21 protein-coding genes are annotated in these 22622 nt (G+C 42.0%); 7 read left to right on the forward strand and 14 right to left on the reverse strand.

Translation table 11 applies throughout. The annotated features are described in order from the left end of the window. Positions 1 to 17: 17 nt before the first annotated feature. Both H3302_RS12350 and H3302_RS12355 read left to right on the forward strand, forming a co-directional pair. Positions 18 to 1349 carry a glycoside-pentoside-hexuronide (GPH):cation symporter gene (locus H3302_RS12350; protein ID WP_036966243.1) on the forward strand — a complete coding sequence of 444 codons (1332 nt, stop codon included), beginning with the start codon at positions 18 to 20 and terminating at the stop codon, positions 1347 to 1349. 23 nt (positions 1350 to 1372) lie between these two features. Further along, complete coding sequence (locus H3302_RS12355) at positions 1373 to 2377, forward strand: LacI family DNA-binding transcriptional regulator (RefSeq protein ID WP_036966238.1); 1005 nt, start codon at positions 1373 to 1375, stop codon at positions 2375 to 2377. On the opposite strand, the gene H3302_RS12360 is transcribed toward H3302_RS12355, so the two are convergent. Genes H3302_RS12360 through H3302_RS12380 form a run of 5 tightly spaced genes read right to left on the reverse strand, consistent with a single transcriptional unit; the run spans position 2364 to position 7869 of the window. Then, entirely contained in the window at positions 2364 to 4331 is a 1968-nt protein-coding gene (locus tag H3302_RS12360; protein ID WP_065979714.1) for a response regulator, read from the reverse strand. The two genes, H3302_RS12355 and H3302_RS12360, sit on opposite strands and share 14 nt — an antisense overlap. 10 nt (positions 4332 to 4341) lie before the next feature. Then, the gene (locus H3302_RS12365) at positions 4342 to 4803 is read right to left on the reverse strand and encodes a response regulator (protein ID WP_036966232.1); all 462 of its coding nucleotides are present in this window, start codon (positions 4801 to 4803) and stop codon (positions 4342 to 4344) included. After that, on the reverse strand, positions 4804 to 6282 hold the full coding sequence (locus H3302_RS12370) for an ATP-binding protein (RefSeq protein ID WP_036966226.1): 1479 nt from the start codon (positions 6280 to 6282) through the stop codon (positions 4804 to 4806). A gap of 22 nt (positions 6283 to 6304) precedes the next feature. Further along, on the reverse strand, positions 6305 to 6514 hold the full coding sequence (locus H3302_RS12375; protein WP_036966223.1) for a histidine kinase: 210 nt from the start codon (positions 6512 to 6514) through the stop codon (positions 6305 to 6307). Between the two features lie 14 nt (positions 6515 to 6528). After that, a complete protein-coding gene (locus H3302_RS12380; RefSeq protein ID WP_036966220.1) occupies positions 6529 to 7869 on the reverse strand; it encodes a sigma-54 dependent transcriptional regulator in 1341 nt (446 codons plus the stop codon). 220 nt (positions 7870 to 8089) lie between these two features. On the opposite strand from H3302_RS12380, the gene H3302_RS12385 reads away from it, so the two are divergent. Beyond that, positions 8090 to 8602 (forward strand): NUDIX hydrolase, encoded by a 513-nt coding sequence (locus H3302_RS12385; protein WP_036966217.1) that lies wholly within the window; start codon positions 8090 to 8092, stop codon positions 8600 to 8602. A 60-nt stretch (positions 8603 to 8662) separates the two neighbouring features. On the opposite strand, the gene H3302_RS12390 is transcribed toward H3302_RS12385, so the two are convergent. Genes H3302_RS12390 through H3302_RS12400 form a run of 3 tightly spaced genes read right to left on the reverse strand, consistent with a single transcriptional unit; the run spans position 8663 to position 10807 of the window. Then, entirely contained in the window at positions 8663 to 9157 is a 495-nt protein-coding gene (locus H3302_RS12390; RefSeq protein WP_182395394.1) for a YgjV family protein, read from the reverse strand. A gap of 49 nt (positions 9158 to 9206) precedes the next feature. Beyond that, positions 9207 to 9773, reverse strand: a complete 567-nt coding sequence (locus H3302_RS12395) for a Crp/Fnr family transcriptional regulator (protein ID WP_182395396.1) — start codon at positions 9771 to 9773, stop codon at positions 9207 to 9209. After that, on the reverse strand, positions 9770 to 10807 hold the full coding sequence (locus H3302_RS12400; protein ID WP_182395399.1) for a nitronate monooxygenase family protein: 1038 nt from the start codon (positions 10805 to 10807) through the stop codon (positions 9770 to 9772). Before H3302_RS12400 ends, H3302_RS12395 begins: the two co-directional genes overlap by 4 nt. A gap of 168 nt (positions 10808 to 10975) precedes the next feature. On the opposite strand from H3302_RS12400, the gene H3302_RS12405 reads away from it, so the two are divergent. Then, a complete protein-coding gene (locus H3302_RS12405) occupies positions 10976 to 12352 on the forward strand; it encodes an NAD-dependent succinate-semialdehyde dehydrogenase (protein ID WP_118844598.1) in 1377 nt (458 codons plus the stop codon). 31 nt (positions 12353 to 12383) lie between these two features. Here the strand turns inward: H3302_RS12405 and H3302_RS12410 are convergent, their stop codons facing one another. The 3 genes from H3302_RS12410 to H3302_RS12420 form a co-directional block, all read right to left on the reverse strand. Further along, on the reverse strand, positions 12384 to 13457 hold the full coding sequence (locus H3302_RS12410; protein WP_182395401.1) for an endonuclease/exonuclease/phosphatase family protein: 1074 nt from the start codon (positions 13455 to 13457) through the stop codon (positions 12384 to 12386). Positions 13458 to 13475: 18 nt separating this feature from the next. Continuing rightward, the gene (locus H3302_RS12415; RefSeq protein WP_036966198.1) at positions 13476 to 13796 is read right to left on the reverse strand and encodes a hypothetical protein; all 321 of its coding nucleotides are present in this window, start codon (positions 13794 to 13796) and stop codon (positions 13476 to 13478) included. 98 nt (positions 13797 to 13894) lie between these two features. Then, positions 13895 to 14329, reverse strand: coding sequence for a hypothetical protein (locus H3302_RS12420; RefSeq protein ID WP_036966195.1), 435 nt, complete (start codon positions 14327 to 14329; stop codon positions 13895 to 13897). A gap of 260 nt (positions 14330 to 14589) precedes the next feature. On the opposite strand from H3302_RS12420, the gene rhlP reads away from it, so the two are divergent. The 3 genes from rhlP (at position 14590) to H3302_RS12435 (ending at position 18841) form a co-directional block, all read left to right on the forward strand. Next, entirely contained in the window at positions 14590 to 15408 is an 819-nt protein-coding gene (gene rhlP / locus H3302_RS12425; protein WP_180311067.1) for a rhombotarget lipoprotein, read from the forward strand. Between the two features lie 76 nt (positions 15409 to 15484). Further along, the gene (locus H3302_RS12430) at positions 15485 to 17545 is read left to right on the forward strand and encodes a TonB-dependent receptor (RefSeq protein WP_182395404.1); all 2061 of its coding nucleotides are present in this window, start codon (positions 15485 to 15487) and stop codon (positions 17543 to 17545) included. Positions 17546 to 17641: 96 nt separating this feature from the next. Beyond that, on the forward strand, positions 17642 to 18841 hold the full coding sequence (locus H3302_RS12435) for an MFS transporter (RefSeq protein ID WP_182395406.1): 1200 nt from the start codon (positions 17642 to 17644) through the stop codon (positions 18839 to 18841). Between the two features lie 9 nt (positions 18842 to 18850). Here the strand turns inward: H3302_RS12435 and H3302_RS12440 are convergent, their stop codons facing one another. The 3 genes from H3302_RS12440 to H3302_RS12450 are packed head-to-tail and all read right to left on the reverse strand — an operon-like array spanning position 18851 to position 22494. After that, a complete protein-coding gene (locus H3302_RS12440; RefSeq protein ID WP_180311069.1) occupies positions 18851 to 19267 on the reverse strand; it encodes a GFA family protein in 417 nt (138 codons plus the stop codon). A gap of 1 nt (position 19268) precedes the next feature. Next, the gene (locus tag H3302_RS12445) at positions 19269 to 20276 is read right to left on the reverse strand and encodes a fatty acid desaturase (protein ID WP_074988924.1); all 1008 of its coding nucleotides are present in this window, start codon (positions 20274 to 20276) and stop codon (positions 19269 to 19271) included. 46 nt (positions 20277 to 20322) lie between these two features. Beyond that, on the reverse strand, positions 20323 to 22494 hold the full coding sequence (locus H3302_RS12450) for a bifunctional diguanylate cyclase/phosphodiesterase (protein ID WP_074988925.1): 2172 nt from the start codon (positions 22492 to 22494) through the stop codon (positions 20323 to 20325). Positions 22495 to 22622: the final 128 nt, after the last annotated feature.

Here is a 22622-nt window from a genome sequence, read left to right on the forward strand (position 1 = left end):
AACAAACGAGAACACACATGCTGACAACAAAAGAAAAGATAGCTTATGGCTTAGGAGATACAGCGAGTAACATTATCTTTCAAACGGTGATGTTATTTTTAACTTTTTTCTATACCGATATTTTTGGTATCTCGCCAGCAGTTGTCGGCACCTTGTTCTTAGTGGTAAGAGTCGTTGATGCGATTACCGATCCACTTATGGGCGCATTAACCGACTCGACACGCACTAAATATGGCAGTTACCGGCCTTATTTGCTGTGGCTGGCTGTGCCATTTGGGGTGATTAGTATGATCACCTTCACAACCCCCGATTTACCCGAGTCGGGCAAGGTCATTTACGCCTTTATCACCTACACACTCCTTATGCTTGTGTATACCGCTATCAATATCCCTTACTCTGCTTTAGGGGGCGTATTAAGCCCAGACCCTAAGCAACGCGTATCTATACAGTCTTATCGCTTTGTATTCGGTATGTTAGGAGGATTGATTGTCAGTGCCTGTACTTTACCGCTGGTAAATTGGTTAGGTAAAGGTGATAACGCCCTAGGTTATCAGCTTACTATGGCACTGATGAGTGGCCTGGGTGTGGTGTTATTTTTAATCTGTTTTCGCTTTACCAAAGAGCGTGTTATAGCCGAGCATAACAGCTCTCTGAGCTGGAAAAGCCGCATGAGCACCTTATTGCAAAACGGCCCGTTTAAGGTACTTTGTTTTGCCGCCGTTATGCTTTTAACCAGTATGGTACTTCGTACCACCTTGGCAATTTATTACGTCAAGTATGTTCTTGGCGAAGCTGAACTGGTCACTTACTTTATTACAATTGGCATGATAGGTAATATTTTAGGCTGTGCTTGTGCGCAACCACTCAGTAAACGTGTCGATAAAAAAACGGCCTATATTCGCTTACAATACATCTCGGCCATCATTAGTTGCGTGGCATTTTGGTTACCGAGCGAACAGTTAGCACTTGCCTTTATTATTTACTTTTTATGGTGCTTTTTCACCCAAATGGCCACCCCGTTACTGTGGGCCAAAATGGCCGACACGATTGACTATGGTCAATGGAAAACCGGTGAGCGATTAACCGGCCTAGTGTATGCCAGTGTGGTGTTTTTCATTAAGCTTGGCCTTGCTTTGGGTGGGGCTATTGCTGGCTGGTTACTCGCATTTTACGGTTACGAAGCAAACACAACGCTGAGTAATCAAACACTGTCGGGAATTTTGATTTCATTTACGCTATACCCTGCAATTGGCAGCGTGCTTGTCGCCTTAATCATGAAAAGGTATATTCTCGATAATAAAACAGTTGAGCAGATCAGTGCTGACTTGTCACTGAAAAATCATCCATAATTTGGATTTTAAAAAGGAATAACATGGCCACCATTTACGAGGTGTCGAAACTAGCGGGTGTATCACTTGCGACTGTTTCAAGAGTAATGAATAACAACGCTAATGTTAGTGATGCCACTCGCAAAAAAGTTACCGCAGCGATGGATGAACTTGGTTATAGACCTAACTCAATCGCCCAATCATTAGCGTCGAATTGCTCAAACAGTGTTGGCCTTTTGGTATCTGAATTACATGGTCCCTTTTATGGACCGATGATGAGCGGTATAGAAAATACTTTTCGCAATCAAAAAAAGCACTTAATTATCGCCGCAGGCCACAGTAATGAAGAGCGTGAAAAACAAGGTATTGAATTCCTTATTAGTCGTAATTGTGACGGGCTTATTTTACATGTTGAAGCCGTAAGTGATGACTACCTTATAAAACTCAGTAAAAGCCAAGTGCCCTTTGTGCTAATCAATCGCTTTATTAGTGAATTAAGCGATCGGTGCATTATTTTAAACAATATTAAAGGTGGCTACCTTGCAACGAAACATGTGCTTGAACAAGGCCATAAACAGATTGCATATATTAGTGGTCCACTTTGGAAAAAAGACGCGCAAGACCGTCTTGAAGGCCATAAAAAAGCACTCGCAGAGTATGGGTTACCCTTTGATGAACAATTACTTTATCAAGGTGACTTTATGGAAGCCAGCGGGTTTACAGGCCTAAAAACGCTTTATCAACACGCTAAGCCGTTTAGTGCGGTTATTTGTGCCAATGACGAGATGGCAACCGGTGCTATGGCGAGCGCCAGAGAGCTCGGTCTCACACTCCCTGATCAACTTTCTATAATGGGTTACGATAATGTGTTTTTTACACGCCATGTTTACCCCCCTCTCAGTACCATAAACTACCCTATTAACGAAATGGGCAAAATGGCGGCAGATTGGGTGTTGAGCCACGTTTATCAAAAGCAAACGGCTCCTTTGCAAACCGTATTTGAACCTGAGCTGGTTGTAAGGCAGTCGATAACCACTAACCCTCAATAAGCTGGGTTAACAAGCCTAAGTTAATCGGCTTTAACAGCACTTGATCAATATCTAACTGTTCAATTTTTTCTGGTTCAGGCTCAGCCCCACTGACAATAACTAACGTTAAGTTGGGGTAAAGCTGTTTAACTTCGCGTGCTAAATCAAGTCCTTCACCATCAGGTAGGTGCATATCAAGTAACACTTTATCGAAGTGTTGGTCCGTGTGTAAGGTTTGTAGGCACGCCTTATAACTGGCTGCAATCACCGTTTCGACACCCAAGCTTTCTAACAATAGCTGCGTAATTTGCGCGGCATCACTATCATCTTCCACCAGCAAGTAGCGCGTACTTTGTTGTGTTATGGCGGGGCAATCATCACGTGCCACGACGGGGTCGGTTTTTCCTTGGCAAATATAATGGTTAAGCACATGGTAAAGTAGACCTGAATCAAGGGGTTTCGCTATCATGTCATTAAAGCCAAGCGCGGTAAGTTCGCTTTTTACGCCTTTCATTGTGGCGGCCGTTAACGCAATAATAGGACCTTGGTAACCCATTTTTCTGAGCTCTATGGTTGCTTCTTTGCCGCCCATAACAGGCATGTGCAAATCGATAAAAACAATATCAAACGTCTTACCATTTTTTTCAGCAGCGGCCACTTTTTCAATCGCTTGTTTGCCGTTTTCAGCGTATTCAACATCAGCCCCAGTGCTGGCGATCATATGGCCCACTAAAATACGCAAATCTTTTAAATCATCTACAACTAACACACGGCCATGGGTGGTCAAGGTCGTTAACTTTTGTTGGTAATCTGGATTCGAATCAAAGCGAAGTCGTTGGCGTTCAACATCGCGAATATTGCCAGGGTAAATCGACAAGGTGAACTCAGACCCGACTCCCTGAGTTGACTCCAAACTGATTGACCCCTGCATACGCGTTAACAGCTCAGAACAAATAGCAAGGCCTAGGCCTGCTCCGCCCACATCGCGTGATTCAACATCGGCAATTTGTTCAAACGGTTTAAAGATAATAGCTTGCTTTTCTGGTGCAATACCAAGCCCTGTATCTTTAATACTAAAAAACAGCATTTCGCGCTCATTAACCCACGCAGTCCATGCGCGCACGACAATTTCACCGTGGTTCGTAAACTTAATCGCGTTATTAATAATATTAATTAAAATCTGTCGTAAGCGCGTGGCGTCTGAATTAATGATCAAAGGCAGGGCTTGCTGCGATTCAAATCGCAATGATAACCCCTTATCAATCGCAGATACCCGCATCAGCGTGTACACATCAGCCATCAAGCTATCAAGGTTTACATCACTGCAGTTCAACTCAAGTTTATCTGCAGCAATTTTAGACAAATCAAGTACATCGTTTAACAAACTCAAAAGATGTTTACCGTTTCTGTAAATTACCCCGAGCTCATTCTGCGCATGCTGGTTTTTTTCACTTTGCATTAATAGCTCAGTGTAGCCAAGAATTGACGACAAAGGGGTGCGTAACTCATGACTTAAGTGCGCTAAAAAACGGTCTTTCGAGCGGTTTTCAGCTTCGGCTTTTAAACGCTCAACACGCTCATCTTCGACTTCTCGTCGCGCTAGTGCGTAACGTATCGCGCGCGCAAAACGCCCTGAGCTCATTTCGCTTTTGACTAAGTAGTCAACAGCTCCCGCATCGAGCGCTGCGGAATCAAGCATTTCGTCAGACTGCCCCGTAAGCATAATTATCGGGCCGCGAAAACCATTCGCAACAGCCCGTTTTAGCACTTCTAATCCGTCCGATGCCCCTAAGCGATAATCTAACAAACAAATATCATGTTTGTTCTCACTCAGTACACCAATCGCCTGCTCAGGGCAGCTTAACCATTCAACATCAAATGTATGGGAACCCAGTTGCTCTAAGTAATCACAGGTCAGAATATAATCATCTTCATCGTCTTCTACTAACAGTAATCGGGTTACCTTATCTAACATTGCTTATCCTTTAATCATTATTTGATGGCGGTAGTTCAACAAACTCGACCCAGTATTTTCCTAAGGTTTTCATGAGCTCGACTAATCCATCAAAAGTAACCGGTTTGGTGATATAAGAGGCTGCACCTAAGTCGTAGCCTTTGATCATATCTTCCTCTTGCTTTGATGTAGTAAGAATAACAACCGGAATCCCTTTTAAATTAGGGTTAGACTTAATCGCTTGTAACGCTTCACGTCCATCCATGCGAGGCATATTTAAATCAAGCAATATTAGCCCTGGACGCGGCGAGTTTTCTTTCTCACTGAACTTGCCTTTTCGTTCAAGGTATTCAAGTAGCTCAACACCATCTTCAACAAAAAACAGCTCATTGAGTACGCGACTTTCAGCTAAAGCGTCTTGGGTTAATAAACGATCGTCTTCATCGTCATCTGCCATTAAAATGGTTATGGGTTTTACTTTATTAAGTGGCATCTAAGCCTCTCCTTGCAATGTGAAAAGTGATGTTTCCACAGGTAGTTTAATAGTGAAGCTTGCACCCTCACCCACTTGACTGGTTGCTGTAATTTCACCACCGTGGCGTTCTACGATTCGTCGGCATACAGACAAGCCAATTCCAGTGCCTTTGTATTGCGAACGACCATGAAGGCGCTGAAATGGAACAAATATTTTTTCTAGGTACTCTTCAGAGAAGCCAATACCGTTATCTGAAATAGTAATAATTTCCCACGCAACATCGCTGTTGTGTGCAGGGCTAAACTCTTCAGTTCGTTGATAGGAAATGGTAATGATAGGTGGCACATTTTCACGTCTAAATTTAACGGCATTAGAAAGAATATTTAAAAACAGTTGCAGCATCTGACTCGGATCAGCTTGAATATGCGGTAACGTATCTAAGTTTACCGTTGCCTCTGACTCTTTAATGGCAATCTCAAGGTCATCTAACACTTCATGAACGACCTCGTTAAGGTCTGTATCAATAAAGTCTTTGCCACGGGTTGTAACTCGCGAAAACTCTAATAAGTCATTAATCAAATTAGACATGCGCTGCGCCGCATTTTTCATACGATTAATATAATCGAGGCCTTTTTCACCCAAATCGTCTTTGAACATACTTTCGAGCCGATCACTAAACGCCTGAATTTTCCTCAGAGGCTCTTGTAAATCATGGCTGGCAACAAACGCAAACTCTTCTAGCTCTCGGTTCGAGCGACTTAATTCGTCTGAATAAATGGTTAACTCTTGGGTACGTTCTGACACTTTAGCGGCCAATGTTTCATTTTGCACTTCTAAATCTGCACGGTATTTTGCTGCATTAAGTGAGTTGATCCGCGTCAAAATAAACATGCCAATGATCAATAGCGTACTGGTCACCGCAGTGATCACAAAAGTCAGTTTTGCGTCGTTTTTGATTTGCGATAATTTAGCAAACTGTTCGACTTTAAAATTAAGTTCGCGCATATGAATTTCATCAACAGCAGCGCGAATGTCTTTGTAAAGTTCGCGCCCTTTATCTGTTAAAAGCAAACGCCGAGCTTTCACGTTTTTATCGGCCAAAGCAAGATCCGTAATTTGGCTCATTATTGCGATTTTGTCATTCACTAAAAAAATAAACCGCGCAATACGCTCAGCCTGACCGGGTATCTCTGAATGTAAACTTTTAACCAGCATAATTTGCGCTTGCATAGACGCAATCGCATCATTGTATGGCAGCAAATAATCTTCACGGTCTGTCAGTAAATAACCTCGTTGACCCGACTCAGCTTGCACCACCGATAAATGTAATCGTTCAATGGCAGTATTTAGCGAATTGGTGTTATCAAGACTATTTTGTGTCTCTGTCAGTGAGCGAATCGTGTTTACTGCCAAAATGGCATTGGCTATCACAATACACAGCACAATTGCTATAAAGCCTGCCCAATTTAATGTGATTTTTCCCTTTTGTTTATGCATTTTCTTCCCAATGGCTTATTCGTTAATCGCTGGTATGCGTATCACTAATTTGCTGAAGTTGCTCACTACATTGCTGGCAATTGGCGATAATCTTATCAAGCGCGGCCAATGCTTTTTCTTTAGGCATATCGTTTTCTAATACGAGCTTAACTAACTCTGCATTCATTGAAATACGGTTAAGTGGTGCGCGAGCATCGTGTACCAACTGACGTAAAGACTCGTGATTATTCATTTTTTATCCTTTTTTTATTTGTATTCTCCGATGCCGCCATAAGCATTTAAACGGTTATAGAGTGTTTTAGTACTGATCCCCAGCATTTGTGCTGCGATGGTTTTATTACCTTGTACTTTATCCAAGGTTGCGTGGATCAGCTCTTTTTCGACTTCTTCTATGGTTTGTCCAGCCATAACCTGGCTGGTCTGTGTTTCTTTATTGACGCGAGAAAATGGTGATTCGAGCGATTCAGGTAAAGTAATAGCACTGCCTTTAGGGTCGCTCATTATAAAAGCACGGTGAATAGCATGGCGAAGCTCTCGCACATTACCGGGCCAATCATGACTTTCAAGTTCTTTTAGCTGACTTGCTTGCCATTTAAAGTCTGTGCCATTTTCTTCGTTTAGTTGCTCTAAAAATGCGTTCGCAAGTAGCGGGATATCTTCTTTACGCTCACGTAGCGCAGGAATATCAATCGGAAAAACAGCTAAGCGAAAATAGATATCTTCACGGATCACGTTGTTCTGCGCAAGGTCATCCAACGTCCTGTTGGTTGCTGAAATAACACGGCAGTTCACCGCTTGCTCTTTTGTCCCCCCGACACGGGTCACTCGTTTATTTTCGAGGACACGCAATAAATTTGGTTGCATATCAATGGGCATTTCGGTGACTTCGTCTAAAAATAACGTACCACCAGCAGCTTGCTCAAACACCCCTTCTTTGCGTGCAACAGCCCCTGTGAAAGCGCCTTTTTCGTGGCCAAATAATTCGCTGCCAATCAACTCTTTAGAAAATGCACCACAGTTTGTAGCAACAAGCGGGCCATCGCAGGCTGTCGCATTGTGAATCGCTTGTGCGACGACTTCTTTACCGGCACCACTTTCCCCCATGAGCATGACATTGGCAGAGGTTGCTGCGACACGTTCAATCATGGTGTAAAGCTTATGCATAACATCAGATTCACCAATGAGCGTGCCAAAATGACGTTTAATACTCGGTGCTGACTTTTTCTTTGTATTTGCTTTTTTAGGGTTGAGAACCCTTTCGATGTCTTCGCGCTGAAGGGGTTTAACTAAGTGCCCTACATTCGCCTCACACATTTCTGCTAATTTCCCCTTCACCGAAGGGTGGCCAGAAATGAGAGTCACTCGCGGGGATTGACCAATTTTTTTAAGGTGTTCAAGTAGGTGCAGACCACTGCCATCTGGTAACATAAAATCTAAAAAGACGTGGTCGAATGTATTGTTTTCGAACCATTGCTCTGCTTCTGCAAGGTTTGCAGCTGTATTTATATTATGCCCGAGGAATTCTACAATGTGACACACGACATCACTAAACTCACTGTCATCATCAACTAAAAGCACATTTAACATATTCTTTCCCTAAGCCTTTTTTTACCATTCTACGCACAGTTTTTCCGAAAATAAAACAACGAGCGTTAGGTAGCTAAGTTATTATTAATTACAACTATATTATCGCATTAAGTTTCAATTTGGGGTAATTATAATGAATTGAATATTCATAACACGTTATCATAACTCACCAAATATTAAGCTAAGCTGTACTTTAGCGAAGTTGCTACGTTGTAATTAAATGAAATTATTAAGAAAAGTTATTCATCCAAGCCTCAGTAATGATTATGGTTCGGTATTTATTCGCAACACCGCGCGTGCAATCGTGCTAAAAGGTGAACACATACTGCTTTTATACACCGCACGCTATGATGACTATAGTCTACCGGGTGGTGGGGTCGATAACGGTGAAAGTATTGAACAAGGCCTGTACAGAGAGCTTTCAGAAGAAACCGGTGCACAACAGATAAACATAACGCACCCACTAGGCTTATACGAAGAAATTAGGCCGTGGTATAAAGATGATTTTGATTGTGTGCATATTAAATCTTACTGCTACTTTTGCGAGATCAACGGTGAGCTAGCCGCGCCCAAAATGGAGCACTACGAAGTACAAAATGGCATGCAACCAAAGTGGATTAATATTTATGACGCCATCGCTCATAACGAGACCACCTTGGCTATGAGCGAAAAACAAGGTTTATCTATTCAACGAGAAACCTACTTACTCAAGCTGATTGCTAACACGCTTTGAGGTTTTTTCGATGGAAAAGCACGGTATGCCTATAATGCCGTGCTAATACCTTACTGATACTCATACAGCTTTAGGCGGCGCATAATAGCGCCATATTCCGACTAAATTACTCAATAAAAATACCGTTTCCATCACCACTGCGACTGGCGAAAACAAGAGCGCGTTATGTGTTATCCAACATAGCGTACCTACCACCATCATCAGCCGTAATGATAAGTCTTTACTTTGGAACGAAGCATAAGTCTGAATTAAGGTTGCGGCGAGGGCTATAACACTCACCCAGTTATACCAAGTCAGGCTTACAGCAGTGATACTCAGCAACATGAAAACAACCATCATCCTGGTTTTACGGGCAAAAATACAATATACGTAGCGCACTGCGGCTATGAGCATTAAGCTTGCGGCACTTAAGTTATCAAGTAGCAAAAAGTGCACAGAAGTGAGCAACACTGAACTAAACAAACAGGCTAAAATAAACTGCCTTTGCTTAAATTGAAATGACGCTAAATCGAGTAATGTGGCAATAGCGACCAAGCATTGCGATAAAATAAACATACCAACTCCTGAAAAATCAGCAGTGTAATGTTCCTTAAAATCGCGCACATTAACTTAAGTTAAGACGCCCTCTAATTCGCGATAATGAAATAGCTGAAATACCTAAATACATTGCGACCTCATTTAAACTCAATTGTGCGAGCCAATGCGGTTTGTTATCCAGCAAATATTTATACCTTTGCTCTGGCGTATTCAGTAATAAAAAGGCTTCTTTTGCCTCTTTAAATAATAGCTGTTGAGTGATTAATTTATGCTTCATTGCTTGCCAATCTGGGTTATCAAATAAAGTCAGTGGCACTTTGATAAGCTCAGCGTCCCGCATTACTTTAAGTTGGTAAAACGCATTAGTTTCGGTTAGCCAGTTGCCATAAAGCAGTGCAAACTCATCCTGAAAGTAAAACTCTTTGCACTTTTGAGCGCCCTGCTCTGATACATGTAATGCACCAAGTACTCCAGATACAATTAAATACCCCGCTTGTTGTTGCTCACCTTGCTGTAGCAGCACATGCTCTTTAGCGTATCGCTTGAGTGCAATCATGCCCGCAAGCTTATTACGAAACTCATTAGCAAGGTAATGGTAACTATCACCCAAGGGCAGTAACTGAGTATCCGTCAAGATTGCCACCCTTGCATTAATAGCGCGGTTATTTGTTTGGCGTTAATGCCTTCTCTGGCTTTGAAATGCTCACCACACCACAGCGGTGAAAAACCACTGCTTCCTTGTGCTTCTGCTTTTAAGCGCAAGGCTGTTAAGGCTATCGAGGCATAAGGAAAAGCAGGCGCTTGCGTTGGCATTGCGCCAAGCTCTTGCATAATTCTGTTTCGTATCCCGCGCGCAGGACGACCCGAGAAAAGAGTGGTGAGCTCAGTATTATTTGCCGCTGTCGTTTTTAATGCTTCACGGTGTAATGCGCTTGTCGTTGCTTCTTCACATAACAAGTAGGCACTGCCAACTTGTACTGCCGCCACGTTGAGCTCTTTAAACATTTTTACCTGTTCTGGCGTACTAATGCCCCCAGCCGCAATTATCGGTATATCCAAACATAAACAATCATGAACGAGCTGTTCTGTGCTGGGCTGTGACGATAAATCCATCGATAGAAAGCATCCTCGATGTCCACCCGCTTCTTTGCCCTGTGCAATGATTGCATCAACACCACGCTCTTTTAACCAACGAGCTTCGTCTAAAGTCGTTGCTGATGACAAAACCTTGCCACCCCATGCTTTGATTTGCGCGATAATTTCTTGATTAGGTAAGCCAAAATGAAAACTAACCACGGGAGGTTTATAAGTCGCAATTGTATCAATTACCTGCTGATCAACAGGCTGTCGTGAGGCTTTGCGACTGAATTGCGATGCATCTATTTCAAACTCAGCAAAATATGGGCTTAATAGTTCATGCCACTGCTGTTGCTCAGCTTCGCTGTACGGGCTGACTTGATGACAAAAGAAGTTTAAATTATATGGCTTATTAGTATGGTGTGTTAAATAGTCCAACTCGTTAATCAGTTGCTCTTTCGAGAGCATGGCACAAGGTAACGACCCCAAACCTCCCGCTTCACACACAGCAACCGCCAGTTGTGCATTTTGCCCCCCTGCCATGGGCGCTTGGATAATCGCAAGCTCTGTATTAAACAATGTATTACTCATAGCCTATCCTTGTAAGTTTTGCAGCCTCTTGCAGTTTTTACATATTTCCACACACACAGAAACCAGATAAAAACAAATAAAAGCCAATAAAAACAAAAATCTAAAAAACATTTGAAAAGCTGGTGTTAGCTTTGCACAAGGTCATGTACATTTTGTAAGGAGATAATGATGACTGATACAGTAACTACAATCAATCCAACAAACGAGCAAACTTTAAATACCTACACTCTCTTGTCTTTACAAGAAGCTAAGGCTGAAATAGATAAATGCCATAAAACCTTTTTATCATGGCGCGAGACATCTTTATTAGAGCGAGCTAAATACCTTAATCAACTTGCAAAATTGATTGACGATAATAAACATGAATTAGCACAGTTAATGACTGACGAAATGGGCAAGCTTTATCAACAAGGCTTACAAGAAACGGAACTTTGTGCTGCTATATGTCGCTACACAGCCGACCAAGGCCCTGAGGTCCTCGCCGAAGAAAAACGCGATATGCAAGGTGGCCGCGCCATCATTAGCTACCAACCTATCGGTGTTATCTTAGGTATTCAACCTTGGAACTTCCCTCTTTATCAGGTTATTCGTTATGCCTGTGCTAATGTTATGGCTGGTAACACAACCGTGCTAAAACACGCCGGTAACGTATTTGGAATGGCTGAAAAAATTGAGCAGTTATTTAATGAAGCTGGTTTTCCAACCCATTGCTTTAAAAACTTATTAATCGACGGTAAAACAGCCAGCGAATTAATTGAGCATACCGCTATTCGAGGGGTCACATTTACTGGCAGTGACAGCACGGGTAAAAAAGTGGCAGAGCGTGCCGGTAAGCATGTCAAGAAAACCGTGCTTGAGCTTGGCAGTAATGATGCTTACGTTGTCCTTGATGATGCCGACCTTAATACCGCCATTGAAGCATGTACCCAAGGTCGTCTTATCAATAATGGCCAAACATGTGTCGCGGCGAAACGCTTTGTGGTGGTTGACGCAGTATATAATGACTTTAAAGCACGTATTAAAGAACAGTTTGAGCAAGTAAAACTGGGTGACCCTAATGATGAAAACACAGGGCTTGGGCCAATGGCACGTGAAGATTTACGCGCACAGCTTCACCAACAAGTAAGTGACTCTATTGATGCTGGAGCGAAGGCGATTGTCGGTGGCAGCATGCCAACAGGCACTGGTTTTTACTACCCAGCGACCTTACTTGAAAATGTAAAACCAGGAATGCCAGCCTACGATGATGAGCTATTTGGTCCCGTGGCCTCTCTGATCCGCGCCAAAGATAATGACGACGCGATGCGTATAGCCAACGACTCGCGTTATGGATTAGGAGGAGGTATTTTTTCTAGCAACGAGAAACAGGCTGTTGAACTGGCTAGGCTGCATTTTGATACAGGAATGGTAAATATAAATGGCTATGGACTCGCTCAGCCAAACTTGCCGTTTGGTGGAGTGAAAGACAGTGGCTATGGCCGAGAGCATGGTGGTTTTGGCTTACGCGAATTTGTAAATATTAAAACCATTATGATCAACCAATAATACACACTGAAAGGGCTCATTGAGCCCTTTCTCATTCATCAAAGGTCGGAACTTGCTGCTTAGATGCCATAGGCATTTTTAACTCTTTAATCGCCTTATCTTTATCAATATCTTCATGTTGTTTTTGATTTGAAGCAGCGGGGTCATAAGTCAATTCGGTTAATAGTGCAAAATGATCAGAGCCATACTTAGCAAGGCGTTCAATTCGTTTTACACTGAACTCATCACTGTGGAATAAATGATCAAGCGGCCAACGCATAAAAAAGTAACCCGCATGAAATGTATTAAAAAAGCCGCGTCCTTTACGCGGGTCTAACAACTTAGAAACTCGCATAAACAAACGCGTGCTCCGTGACCAAGCAACATCATTCAGATCGCCTGCAACGATGCAAGGGCGCGTTCTATTTTTAAGGGCTTTGGCCAGAATAATAAGCTCGGTATCACGAGGACGCGAGGTGTCTTTTTCGGTGGGACTTGGAGGAGCTGGGTGAATAAAGTGCGCCTCGACTTCTGTGTTATTGGCATCTTCAAATACGATATGAATCGAAGGAATATCCGCTTCGATTAATTCACATACCTGTTGGTGTTTAATTTCAAACTTACTGTATAAATGCATACCGTAACGATTATCTTTAGGGCAATAGATACGATATGGGTAATCTGCTTCTAGACAACTGAGCTGCTGTTGCCACGTTTCATTAGATTCAAGCGTGATGAGTAAATCTGGTTGGTGGTTTTTTACCAGTTTAATAAGTTTGCCGTAGTGCGTATTCGACATCAGCACATTCGCAGACATTATGCGAATACTGTGAGCATCATCTTTACTACTTGAGACAACTTCTTTCTTAGCGAACCATGTGTAGGGGTAAATCCAGTTCGCTTGCAGTAGCAAAACCACAAAGCTTATAACAATACAACCGAGTAAATAATGGCTGTTGGAGAGGTAAAATAACACGCTTGCTCCCAGCAAACATGCAACTGCAAGATACGCTACTTGCAGCCGCACAAAATCACAACTTCGAATTAAATAATGCTGGGAGTACGAAAATGGCAATAGTGAGACAATAAGCAAAAGTACAGACAGTACACTCAATGCATGGCTCATATAACTCATTGGCACAATTTATCGGCTCAGAATCGAGACTATTTCGCGGGTATCCTCTACCAAACGAACAATGGTGCCATCAACCTGAATTGAAATTAACCCGTCGTTATTACGCGATTTAATCACCTTACCTCGACGATAAATATCACGGTCAAGTATGTCACCTTTTCGGTATTTCTTTTGCCAACCAGGCGGAAGATCTCCACCATTTTCAAGTTTTTTCTCTAGACCAGGCGGTAAGCTTTTTCCTTTGTCTTTGTCCTTATCTTTGTCTTTTGCTAAAGCGCCTGTCGCAACAATACTAAGCCCTAAAACAGCCACTGTTAAAAATGTTTTCATACGAACTCTCCTTTTTATGTATTCTACTAAGCGTAGCAACTATTTCTGAACTGGGAATGAAAGAGTATAAAAAAGCCGCAAAGCGGCTTTAAACAGGATTAACGATGACGCGACACGATGGATAAAATTTCTCGTGTGTCATGTACTAAGTGTATTAAGCGGTCATCAATTTCAATGGCAATAATGCCATTTCTATCGCGACGCTTTATTACTCGGCCGTGGCGATAAATATCTCTGTCGAGAATATCACCATGATGATAGCGTTTGTACCAACCTGGCGGTAATCCACCGCCATAACCTACTTTTTTGTATAAACCGGGTGGTAAATCACGGTAGCTATAGCGGTCATACCTATCGTGATGACAATCACGGTCATGGCGATGATGCTTATGATGCTTTTTATGTTTATGGTGCTTTTTACGTTCGTGTTTGTACTCGTATCTGTCATGGTCACGATCATGTTTAGCACTCGCTTCTATAGGCACCAAACTCAAACCTAGCACGGCTAACGAGATAGTAATTATTTTATTCATAATAGAGACCCTCTGCATTTGCTCTTGTTGAAAAGCCTATCAAGCAAGCCTGAATCATAGATGAAGGGTTACAATTAAAAATAACAAGATCATAAATAACAATACGTTATAAAAACAATCTTTACATTTCTTTAAACTTCTTTGGCACTTTTCATGACTTTCTCTGTCTGAATGAAAGCTTCAATTAGGAACAATGACTGTGATTAAAAAACCAAAATTACACCCATTGTTTTCGAACACGTTATAAAAAAGGATCGTTTATGAATTCATTAAAGTGGTGTTTGATCATTGTGATATTTACGCTAACTGGCTGCAGTACCATGTTGAGTCAACACGGTAATCAGCAAACTCAATCTAGCTCATTGGTTGACTATTTATACCCAGATCAACAACAACGAGCAGCCGAACAAATCAGTGTGCCCACTCTAAACTTACCCGCCACAGTGGGTATTGCCTTTATTCCTAACAAATACAACAACGGCCTCCATCATAGTGACGAAATAGCACTACTCAACAAAGTTAAAAAACAATTTATGCAGTATGACTATATTGACCGTATCGAAGTCATCCCAAGTACCTACTTAAAGGGAGGCGAGGGGTTTACTACTTTAGAGCAGGTATCACGTTTATACGATGTGGACATTATGGCGCTGGTGTCTTATGACCAAGTGTCACAAAGTTTAGAAAATAATGCAGCCTTCTTATACCTCACCATTGTTGGTCTCTATGTCATTCCGGGTAATGAAAACACGGTGCAAACATTCGTCGATACCGCGGTATTTGATATTAAAAGCCGAAAAATGTTGTTCCGTGCGCCAGGTATCCATAAAGCAGAGAAACGAAGTACAGCAATAGGTATCGATGAGGTCGCGAAACAGCAATCGCTAGCAAGTTTTAATGCTGCTGTTGACGACATGATAGGAAATCTAGATACCGAATTAGGTCAATTTAAAATTCGCGTTAAAGACGAGAAAATTGCCAATGTCAGCCATAAAAAGGGGCACAGTGGCAGTAGCCTATTTTGGCTTATCGCTTTACTTTTGGGGACTGTGTGTCTGCGACGAAAAGCAATTCATTAATCGCGAAAGCTTTTACACACCGTTAAAAGCAGTTACCCTTTGATTCTCGTTGTCGTTGTTTAATCAAAGGGTTTTCATGAAGTTGTCATTAATCTCAGCGCTTATTGGCTCTCTTTCAATTAGCTGCCATACATTTGCCGCAACAAATGAACTTGAGCATATCACTACCACCGCCTCTCGTACTGAAGTGCTTGCTGATCCACTTCCTGTGGTTGTAAGCAGTATTTCTAAACAACAATTATCACTCATTGCGCCCACGCATATTCAACAAGCCCTTAAACAGGTTGCAGGTGCAAACTTACAACATGGTAATGGACAAGAGTACTTACCCGCTCTTCGCTCGCCAGTGCTATCGGGCGCTGGGGCCTGCGGTGGGATACTCACAGCAGAAGATGGTATTCCCCTGCGTGCCGCTGGTTTTTGTAATATCAACGAATTATTTGAAGCGCACACAGAAATGGCTGAGCGCATTGAGGTATTAAAAGGCCCAGGCTCAGCTCTTTATGGTTCCAATGCAGTCCATGGGGTTATTAACGTTATTACGCCCGATACAACCTATGATCACACCACACTTGGTTTAGACTATGGTTCTTTTGGCTATAGCCGCTATAAATTGGGGCAAGGTCACGACTTTGGCAAACAAGGCCTTGGTATTAATGTGAGTATCACTCGCGACACAGGCTACCGTGATGATGAAGGGGTTGACCAAGAAAAAGTGACCATGCGTTATCGTTATGATGCTGACAATTTCACGCTCAATAGCGGCCTTACTTATACGCATTTAGATCAACAAACCGCAGGCTATATTGAAGGCTTTGAAAGCTACAAAGATGAAGACATTGCACAGTCAAATCCAAACCCCGATGCCTTTAGAAAAGCACAATCGATGCGTGTGTGGTCCAAGTTAAATTGGACAAAAGACGACAACAATAGTTTCACGCTAACCCCTTACCTGCGCGACCAAAGCATGACCTTTTTTAAACACTTTTTACCCGGCACACCTTTGGAAGAAAACGCGCAACAAGGCGTAGGTATACAATCAATGTGGCAGCACCAATTTGCAAACGCAAGTACGCTTACCGTGGGCTTTGATGGTGAGCTTACCGATGCCGATTTTTTACAATACCAAGATAAGCCAACAGAGGGTTCTGCTTTTTTGGTCGCAACAGTCCCTCAGGGTAAACATTATGATTATCAGGTTACGAGTCGCTTACTGGCACCATTTATAAACCTAGACTGGCAATATGATGAACTATTAGTCACTGTAGGGGGCCGATACGAACACATGCGTTATGATTACACGAACCATATGCTCGCAGGGCGCACGAAAGAAGATGGCACCCCGTGCGGAATGGGTGGCTGTCGCTATTCTCGCCCAGAAAGCGGTATTAATAGCTTTGCTAATTTCTCACCTAAACTTGGCATAAGCTACCAATTTACCAATAATCACTTTATTTATGCCAATGCGTCTGAAGGCTTTCGAGCGCCGCAAGCGGCTGAGCTTTATCAGCTTCAGCGTGAACAAAGCGTTGCTGAGTTAAAATCAGAAATTGCAAAAAATCTAGAATTTGGCTTCAAAGGTCAGCAAGCACAACTCCATTACGTGATAAGTGCTTATGCTATGAATAAAGAAAATACGATTTTCCGCGACAGTGACTTTTTCTATGTCAATGACGGGCAAACCCAGCATCGCGGCATTGAGCTTGAACTCGCCTACGCCATTACGCCCACTATCTCAATGCAATTAGCTGCAACGCACGCTAAGCATACCTACAGCTATGACCAACTATTAGGTGAGGTTAATATCAATGGCAATGAGGTTGATACCGCCCCGCGTAATATCGCTAACTTACAGTTACTTTGGCAGGCTAATGATATGACACGGGTAGCGCTTGAGCTCTACAGCACCAGCGGCTATTTTACCGACCCTGAAAATCTTCATCGTTACGAAGGCCACTCGCTGGTTAATTTAACAGCAGCTTGGCAGCTTACCCCTACGTTTGCTGTCACTCTGCGCGTGAACAACTTAACCGATGAGCACTATGCTGAACGAGCAGACTACACGAGCTTTAACGGCGATCGCTATTTTCCAGGAAGACCCCGCAACGCAATGTTATCAGCACGTTATCAGTTTTAAGTGACCGCATTATTTGGTGAGCTATCTCATAGTTCACCCACGCTGTTTAGTATTTAGGTATGATAGTTTTATCTCTTACTTAAGTGTCTAAACAGCGTGCCATCTTCTCAAAACGCAATTCGCACCCTTTTATTAGTGCTTGGCATTTTTCTTATTGCAGCCAGCTTACGCGCGCCCATCACAGGCATTGCGCCAGTACTAGAACAGATTATTGAGCAATTTAAGCTCACAGCATCGCAAGCCGGTATGTTGACCACTTTACCCCTGATAGCCTTTGCCATTGCCTCCCCCATGGCAGCAAGCTTGGCTAAAAAATATGGTCTGGAACTGTCGTTGTTTATCGCTCTGCTCCTGATTGGCGTGGGTGTTTTGTCTCGCCTGATTGATTCTGCAAGTGTTTTATTTATTGGCACCGCCGTGATTGGCGTTGGTATTGCGATTGGTAATGTATTATTGCCAAGTCTTATTAAGCGTGATTTTTCGCATAAAGTGGCGGTAATGACGTCAAGCTACGTACTTGCAATGGGTATATTTGGCGGGAGTTATTCAGCACTGATCACTCCCCTTGCAGAATACAAAGAAATAGGCTGGCAAGTGGCTTTAGCCAGTTACTCATTACTGGTGTTACTGGCCATTGTTGTTTGGCTTCCTCAGTTAAAACAGCATACGATGCCTGGCAAAGCACAGGTATCGCACACCACTCAGGCGAAAGTTTGGCATTCACCATTAGCATGGCAAATAACACTATTACTCGGTTTTAACTCATTTTTTACTTACATTATGCTTGGTTGGCTGCCGAGTATTTTGATTGAGTTTGGTCATACAGCTGAACACGCTGGAGCCTTGCAAGGTGCGTTTCAAGTTGCCTCAGCATTACCCGGTATCGTGCTTATTCCCTTATTAGCAAAACTAAATGATCAGCGAATACTCACTTTTAGCTTGGCCTTATTAGGTGCGCTATGTTCATTTGGATTATTGTACGCCCCAAGCTTCGCTATGCTTTGGTCTGTCACCTTAGGATTTTGCTCAGGTGCTTGTTTTATTTTAGGTTTATCGTTTGTGAGTTTACGTACTCATAATGCGCAGCAAGCTGCTGCTTTATCAGGTATGGCGCAATGTATCGGCTATTTACTGGCCGCAACAGGGCCAATCTTGGCCGGTACATTACATAGCTTTTTTAATAATTGGGCTGGCGCGCTATGGCTATGTATTGTATCAAGCCTGTTATGCGCGCTATTTGGTTACTTGAGTGGCCGAAACGTGACTATCAATGACGTGACTATCAACAATAAATAGTACAGCCCCTTATTGACTGGCTGCCGTGATTTCAAATGTGCTCATATCCGCTAAGTTATCAAGCCATGGTTTATGAGAACGATACCAAATATGTGTGTTTGGGATAAGCTCAGCGGCTTGCTCAACAGCCCCTAAACGTAAGCCATAAATGCGCTCGCCTTCACCGACTGAGGTCGCGTACAAAGCAGTACCACAATTAGCACAAAACCCCTGTGCTCTTTGATTACCGCTTTCAGCGATTTTTATATATTCTTTTGGTGTAGCACCCGTGAATGTAACAGCATCGGGCATTGACATAACAACGGTACGAAATGGTGCCCCTGAAATTATTTGACAGTCGGTACAATGACAGTTAAATACTTTATTTTCATCAACTTGCGCTTGGTAAGTTACCTCACCACAGTGACAACGACCCGTGATTTGCATATTAAACTCCTTCTTGTTTAGTTTCGTATAGATTCGCACGCTTGATACTGCGTAAGTCATTAAATCTTACCCCGTGCTGCGCCATAATAGGCAGTATTTTTTGACTAATAAGTTGGCGAATATAAAACGGCTGATTTGGCACAAAATGATGAATAGTATGGGTACGACCAAAGTCAAAACAAAATAATTGAAAAGGTATAAACCAGCGACTATTAATCACGTGAGTTTGCTCAATCACATTGTTTACACCACCGTAGTAATGCATCGATGAAGTAATAAAATTGAGCGATGATGAACGAATAATATTTGGTATTATTAACACCACCATCAAAAACTCAGCAACCGCCAGCACATCTACCCCCCAACTAGGTAACATAGATTCTAACGGCATAAATAACTGCAGTAAGTAGTACGCGATTACCCCATATAAAATAACGAAATAGGCGGTCGCAATTGGAAACCCCGCGTTAAATACGGTCAAAAACTTAAAGCCTTTAATTTCTTTATTAAAGCGCTTACTGCTGATTACTAATCCCAACAAACCATCAACAATCACCACAGCCCTAACAAGCGGGTTTTTTATGCCATTACCGACCAAACGTTCTTCTAAGTCTTGATTGGTTCCTGAGACCTTATGATGGTGCAAATGAATTTTACGTCGATACCACGGGTTCACCGTATTTGGTCGCATTAACCACACAACCAGCATCATAAAATTATGAAGCCAAGGACGTTTACTAAAATATTGCTTATGAATAAGGTCATGTTCAAGTTCGTGAGAAATAGACGTAATCACAGCCGCTAAAATAATACACAACCACGCGGGAATGAGGCTCATATAATAAAGTGACGCGACACCAATTAATGACAATAGTGACAACAACAAAATAACCAAAGCAATACTATTTTGTTGATTAAGAACAGGGTATTTCGCTCTCAGTGCTTGTTCTTCTGTTTTAATAGCACTGACAATCGCCTGAATATTTTGCTTAGCGGTTAATTTTGGCATAGTTACGTTTGCTCGTTTGTGTATACCAAAATCATACCGCGAATACTCAGCGGTCTCTAGCAAATTGCTCTAAAAAAGGAAGTATCTGACTGGGTGGCAAAGGTTTTGAAAAGTAATAACCTTGAATATAGTCACAACCAGCATCCGTTAACACTTCAAGTTGAGCGTATTCTTCAACCCCTTCAGCAACCACTTTAATACCCAGTACACGACTCATTTGAATGATTGATCTAACTAAGGCTTCGTCAGCTAAATCAACATGTATTTCATCAATAAACGACTTGTCGAGCTTGAGCACATCAACCGGAAAACGACGCAGGTAACTTAACGATGAGTAACCAGTACCAAAGTCGTCTAACGAAATTAAACACCCTGCTGCTTTAAGTTGAGTAAGCACGTCGAGGTGATTGGTATTTTCGGGGGCAAGTACACTTTCAGTTAATTCAAACGATATTTGCGAAGGCTTAACACCTTGACTCTTTATGATGTCAATCCACACATTGCGTTCAGGGTTGTACTCTGCAAACTCAAATAATGAACGGTTAACATTAAATACCAGTTGATCATACCCTTGTGCTTCAAGTGCCTTAATTTGCTGACACGTTTTTATTAACACCAATTCACCGAGTGGAATTATGACACGCGACTCTTCCGCTAATGGTATAAACTCTACAGGCGACACCCACTGCCCTTGGTTTTGCCACCTGACTAAGCTCTCGAATTTAGCAACTGTGTTATTTTCAATATCAATAATTGGTTGAAAATAAACCTCTATCTCGTTGTTCTTAACAGCCTGTGTCAGTTGCTCTACCAGTAAATTGTGTTTTTTAACCTTGTCGTCCATTTCAGTACAAAAGTGTAAATATGGATCCGCTGTTTGTTTTGCGTTTAAGCTAGCCAGCTCAGCTTGCCTAATAAGACGACGGGCTATTTTTTCAATTTTAACCTGCGATGTCAGTACATTATTATATTCATAATGACTGATACCCAGTGTCACTGTTACATGCTGACGAATACCGCCAATAGAAAAAGGCTCAATTAATAAAGCATTAATTTGTTTACAGACAAGTTCAAGCTCATGGCTATCCTGATAGGTCTGTAATATTGCAAAGCTGTCACCATCGATGCGTGAAAATGCACACTCTTTAAAGGTATATGCCAGCCGATTTGCTATTTCACATAGCAGTTTATCCCCGAAGGTTAAGCCATATACGGTGTTAATATCTTGAAATCGATCAACATCAAAATAAATCACTGCCAAGTGCGTATTAACATCATTTTGATGCGACGGTGCCGAAATTAAATCACAAATACGTTCTTTAAAATAAAAGCGATTTGTGAGGCCCGTCAGTTGGTCATGATTTGCATGAAAATAAATTTTCCGCTCAGCTTCTTTTTTCTCTGTGATATCGAGAATGAAGGCGACGTAACACACCTCACCATTGTTAACCATTTTAGTAATTGATAAAAACTGGGTGTATAAGTCCCCTTGCTTGTTCTTATTCATGATCTCACCAGACCATTTACCTTCGGTATCAATGTGATGCCACATGGCACGATAAAAATGCGATGCATGCTTATTCGAACTCAATATTTTAGGATTTTTTCCTATAATCTCGTCGAACGAATAGCCAGTCATATTCGTAAATGCAGTATTTGCGTATATGATCTCGACATTTTCATTGCAGATAAAAATAGCTTCGTGACTTTGTTCTATCAATTGATTGGCAAAATCTAACTTGGCAATAAAGCGATCTTTTTCAATCTCTCGTTGAATAAGGCCTGTAAATAAGGAAAAGAAAGACTCAATTTGCATGGCATCACTGATTGCATGCTGAAAAAGTGCAACGAGAATGGTATCTGTTTTACCAGACATACTCTGCAAGGGCACCCCGACATACGCTTCAATACCCATATCAACGAGTAATTTATCGTCTGGAAATAATTGCTGTACGCCTGAGCTATAGCTCGAGATACCGCCGCAACTTACATCGTTGCAAGGCGTGCAGCGAATATCATAACTAATGTTTTCAACGATTTCGTCATTGGCCACCAACGTTAGCGTTGTTGCCTGCATGGTGTCTTCATCAACATGAGCTAAAAAAACGTGTGACGCACCCACCACTTCTGACAAAGAGAGGCATATAGCATTATAAAAGTTTTCACTTTTAAGATTAGATATACTTTCAACAATACGTTTTAGGTCGAATGTACCCACGCTTCCCGCCTTATCTTATATGCACTAAGTGTTTGACTTAACTTAAAGTTAAGGTTTCAAATTGTATTACATGAAGCCTATAAATACCATGCTACTCTAGTCCATTATGATTAATTTTCAATCAAGTA

The sequence above is a fragment of the Pseudoalteromonas sp. MT33b genome, from assembly GCF_014117385.1.
Taxonomy (GTDB): Bacteria; Pseudomonadota; Gammaproteobacteria; order Enterobacterales; family Alteromonadaceae; genus Pseudoalteromonas; species Pseudoalteromonas lipolytica.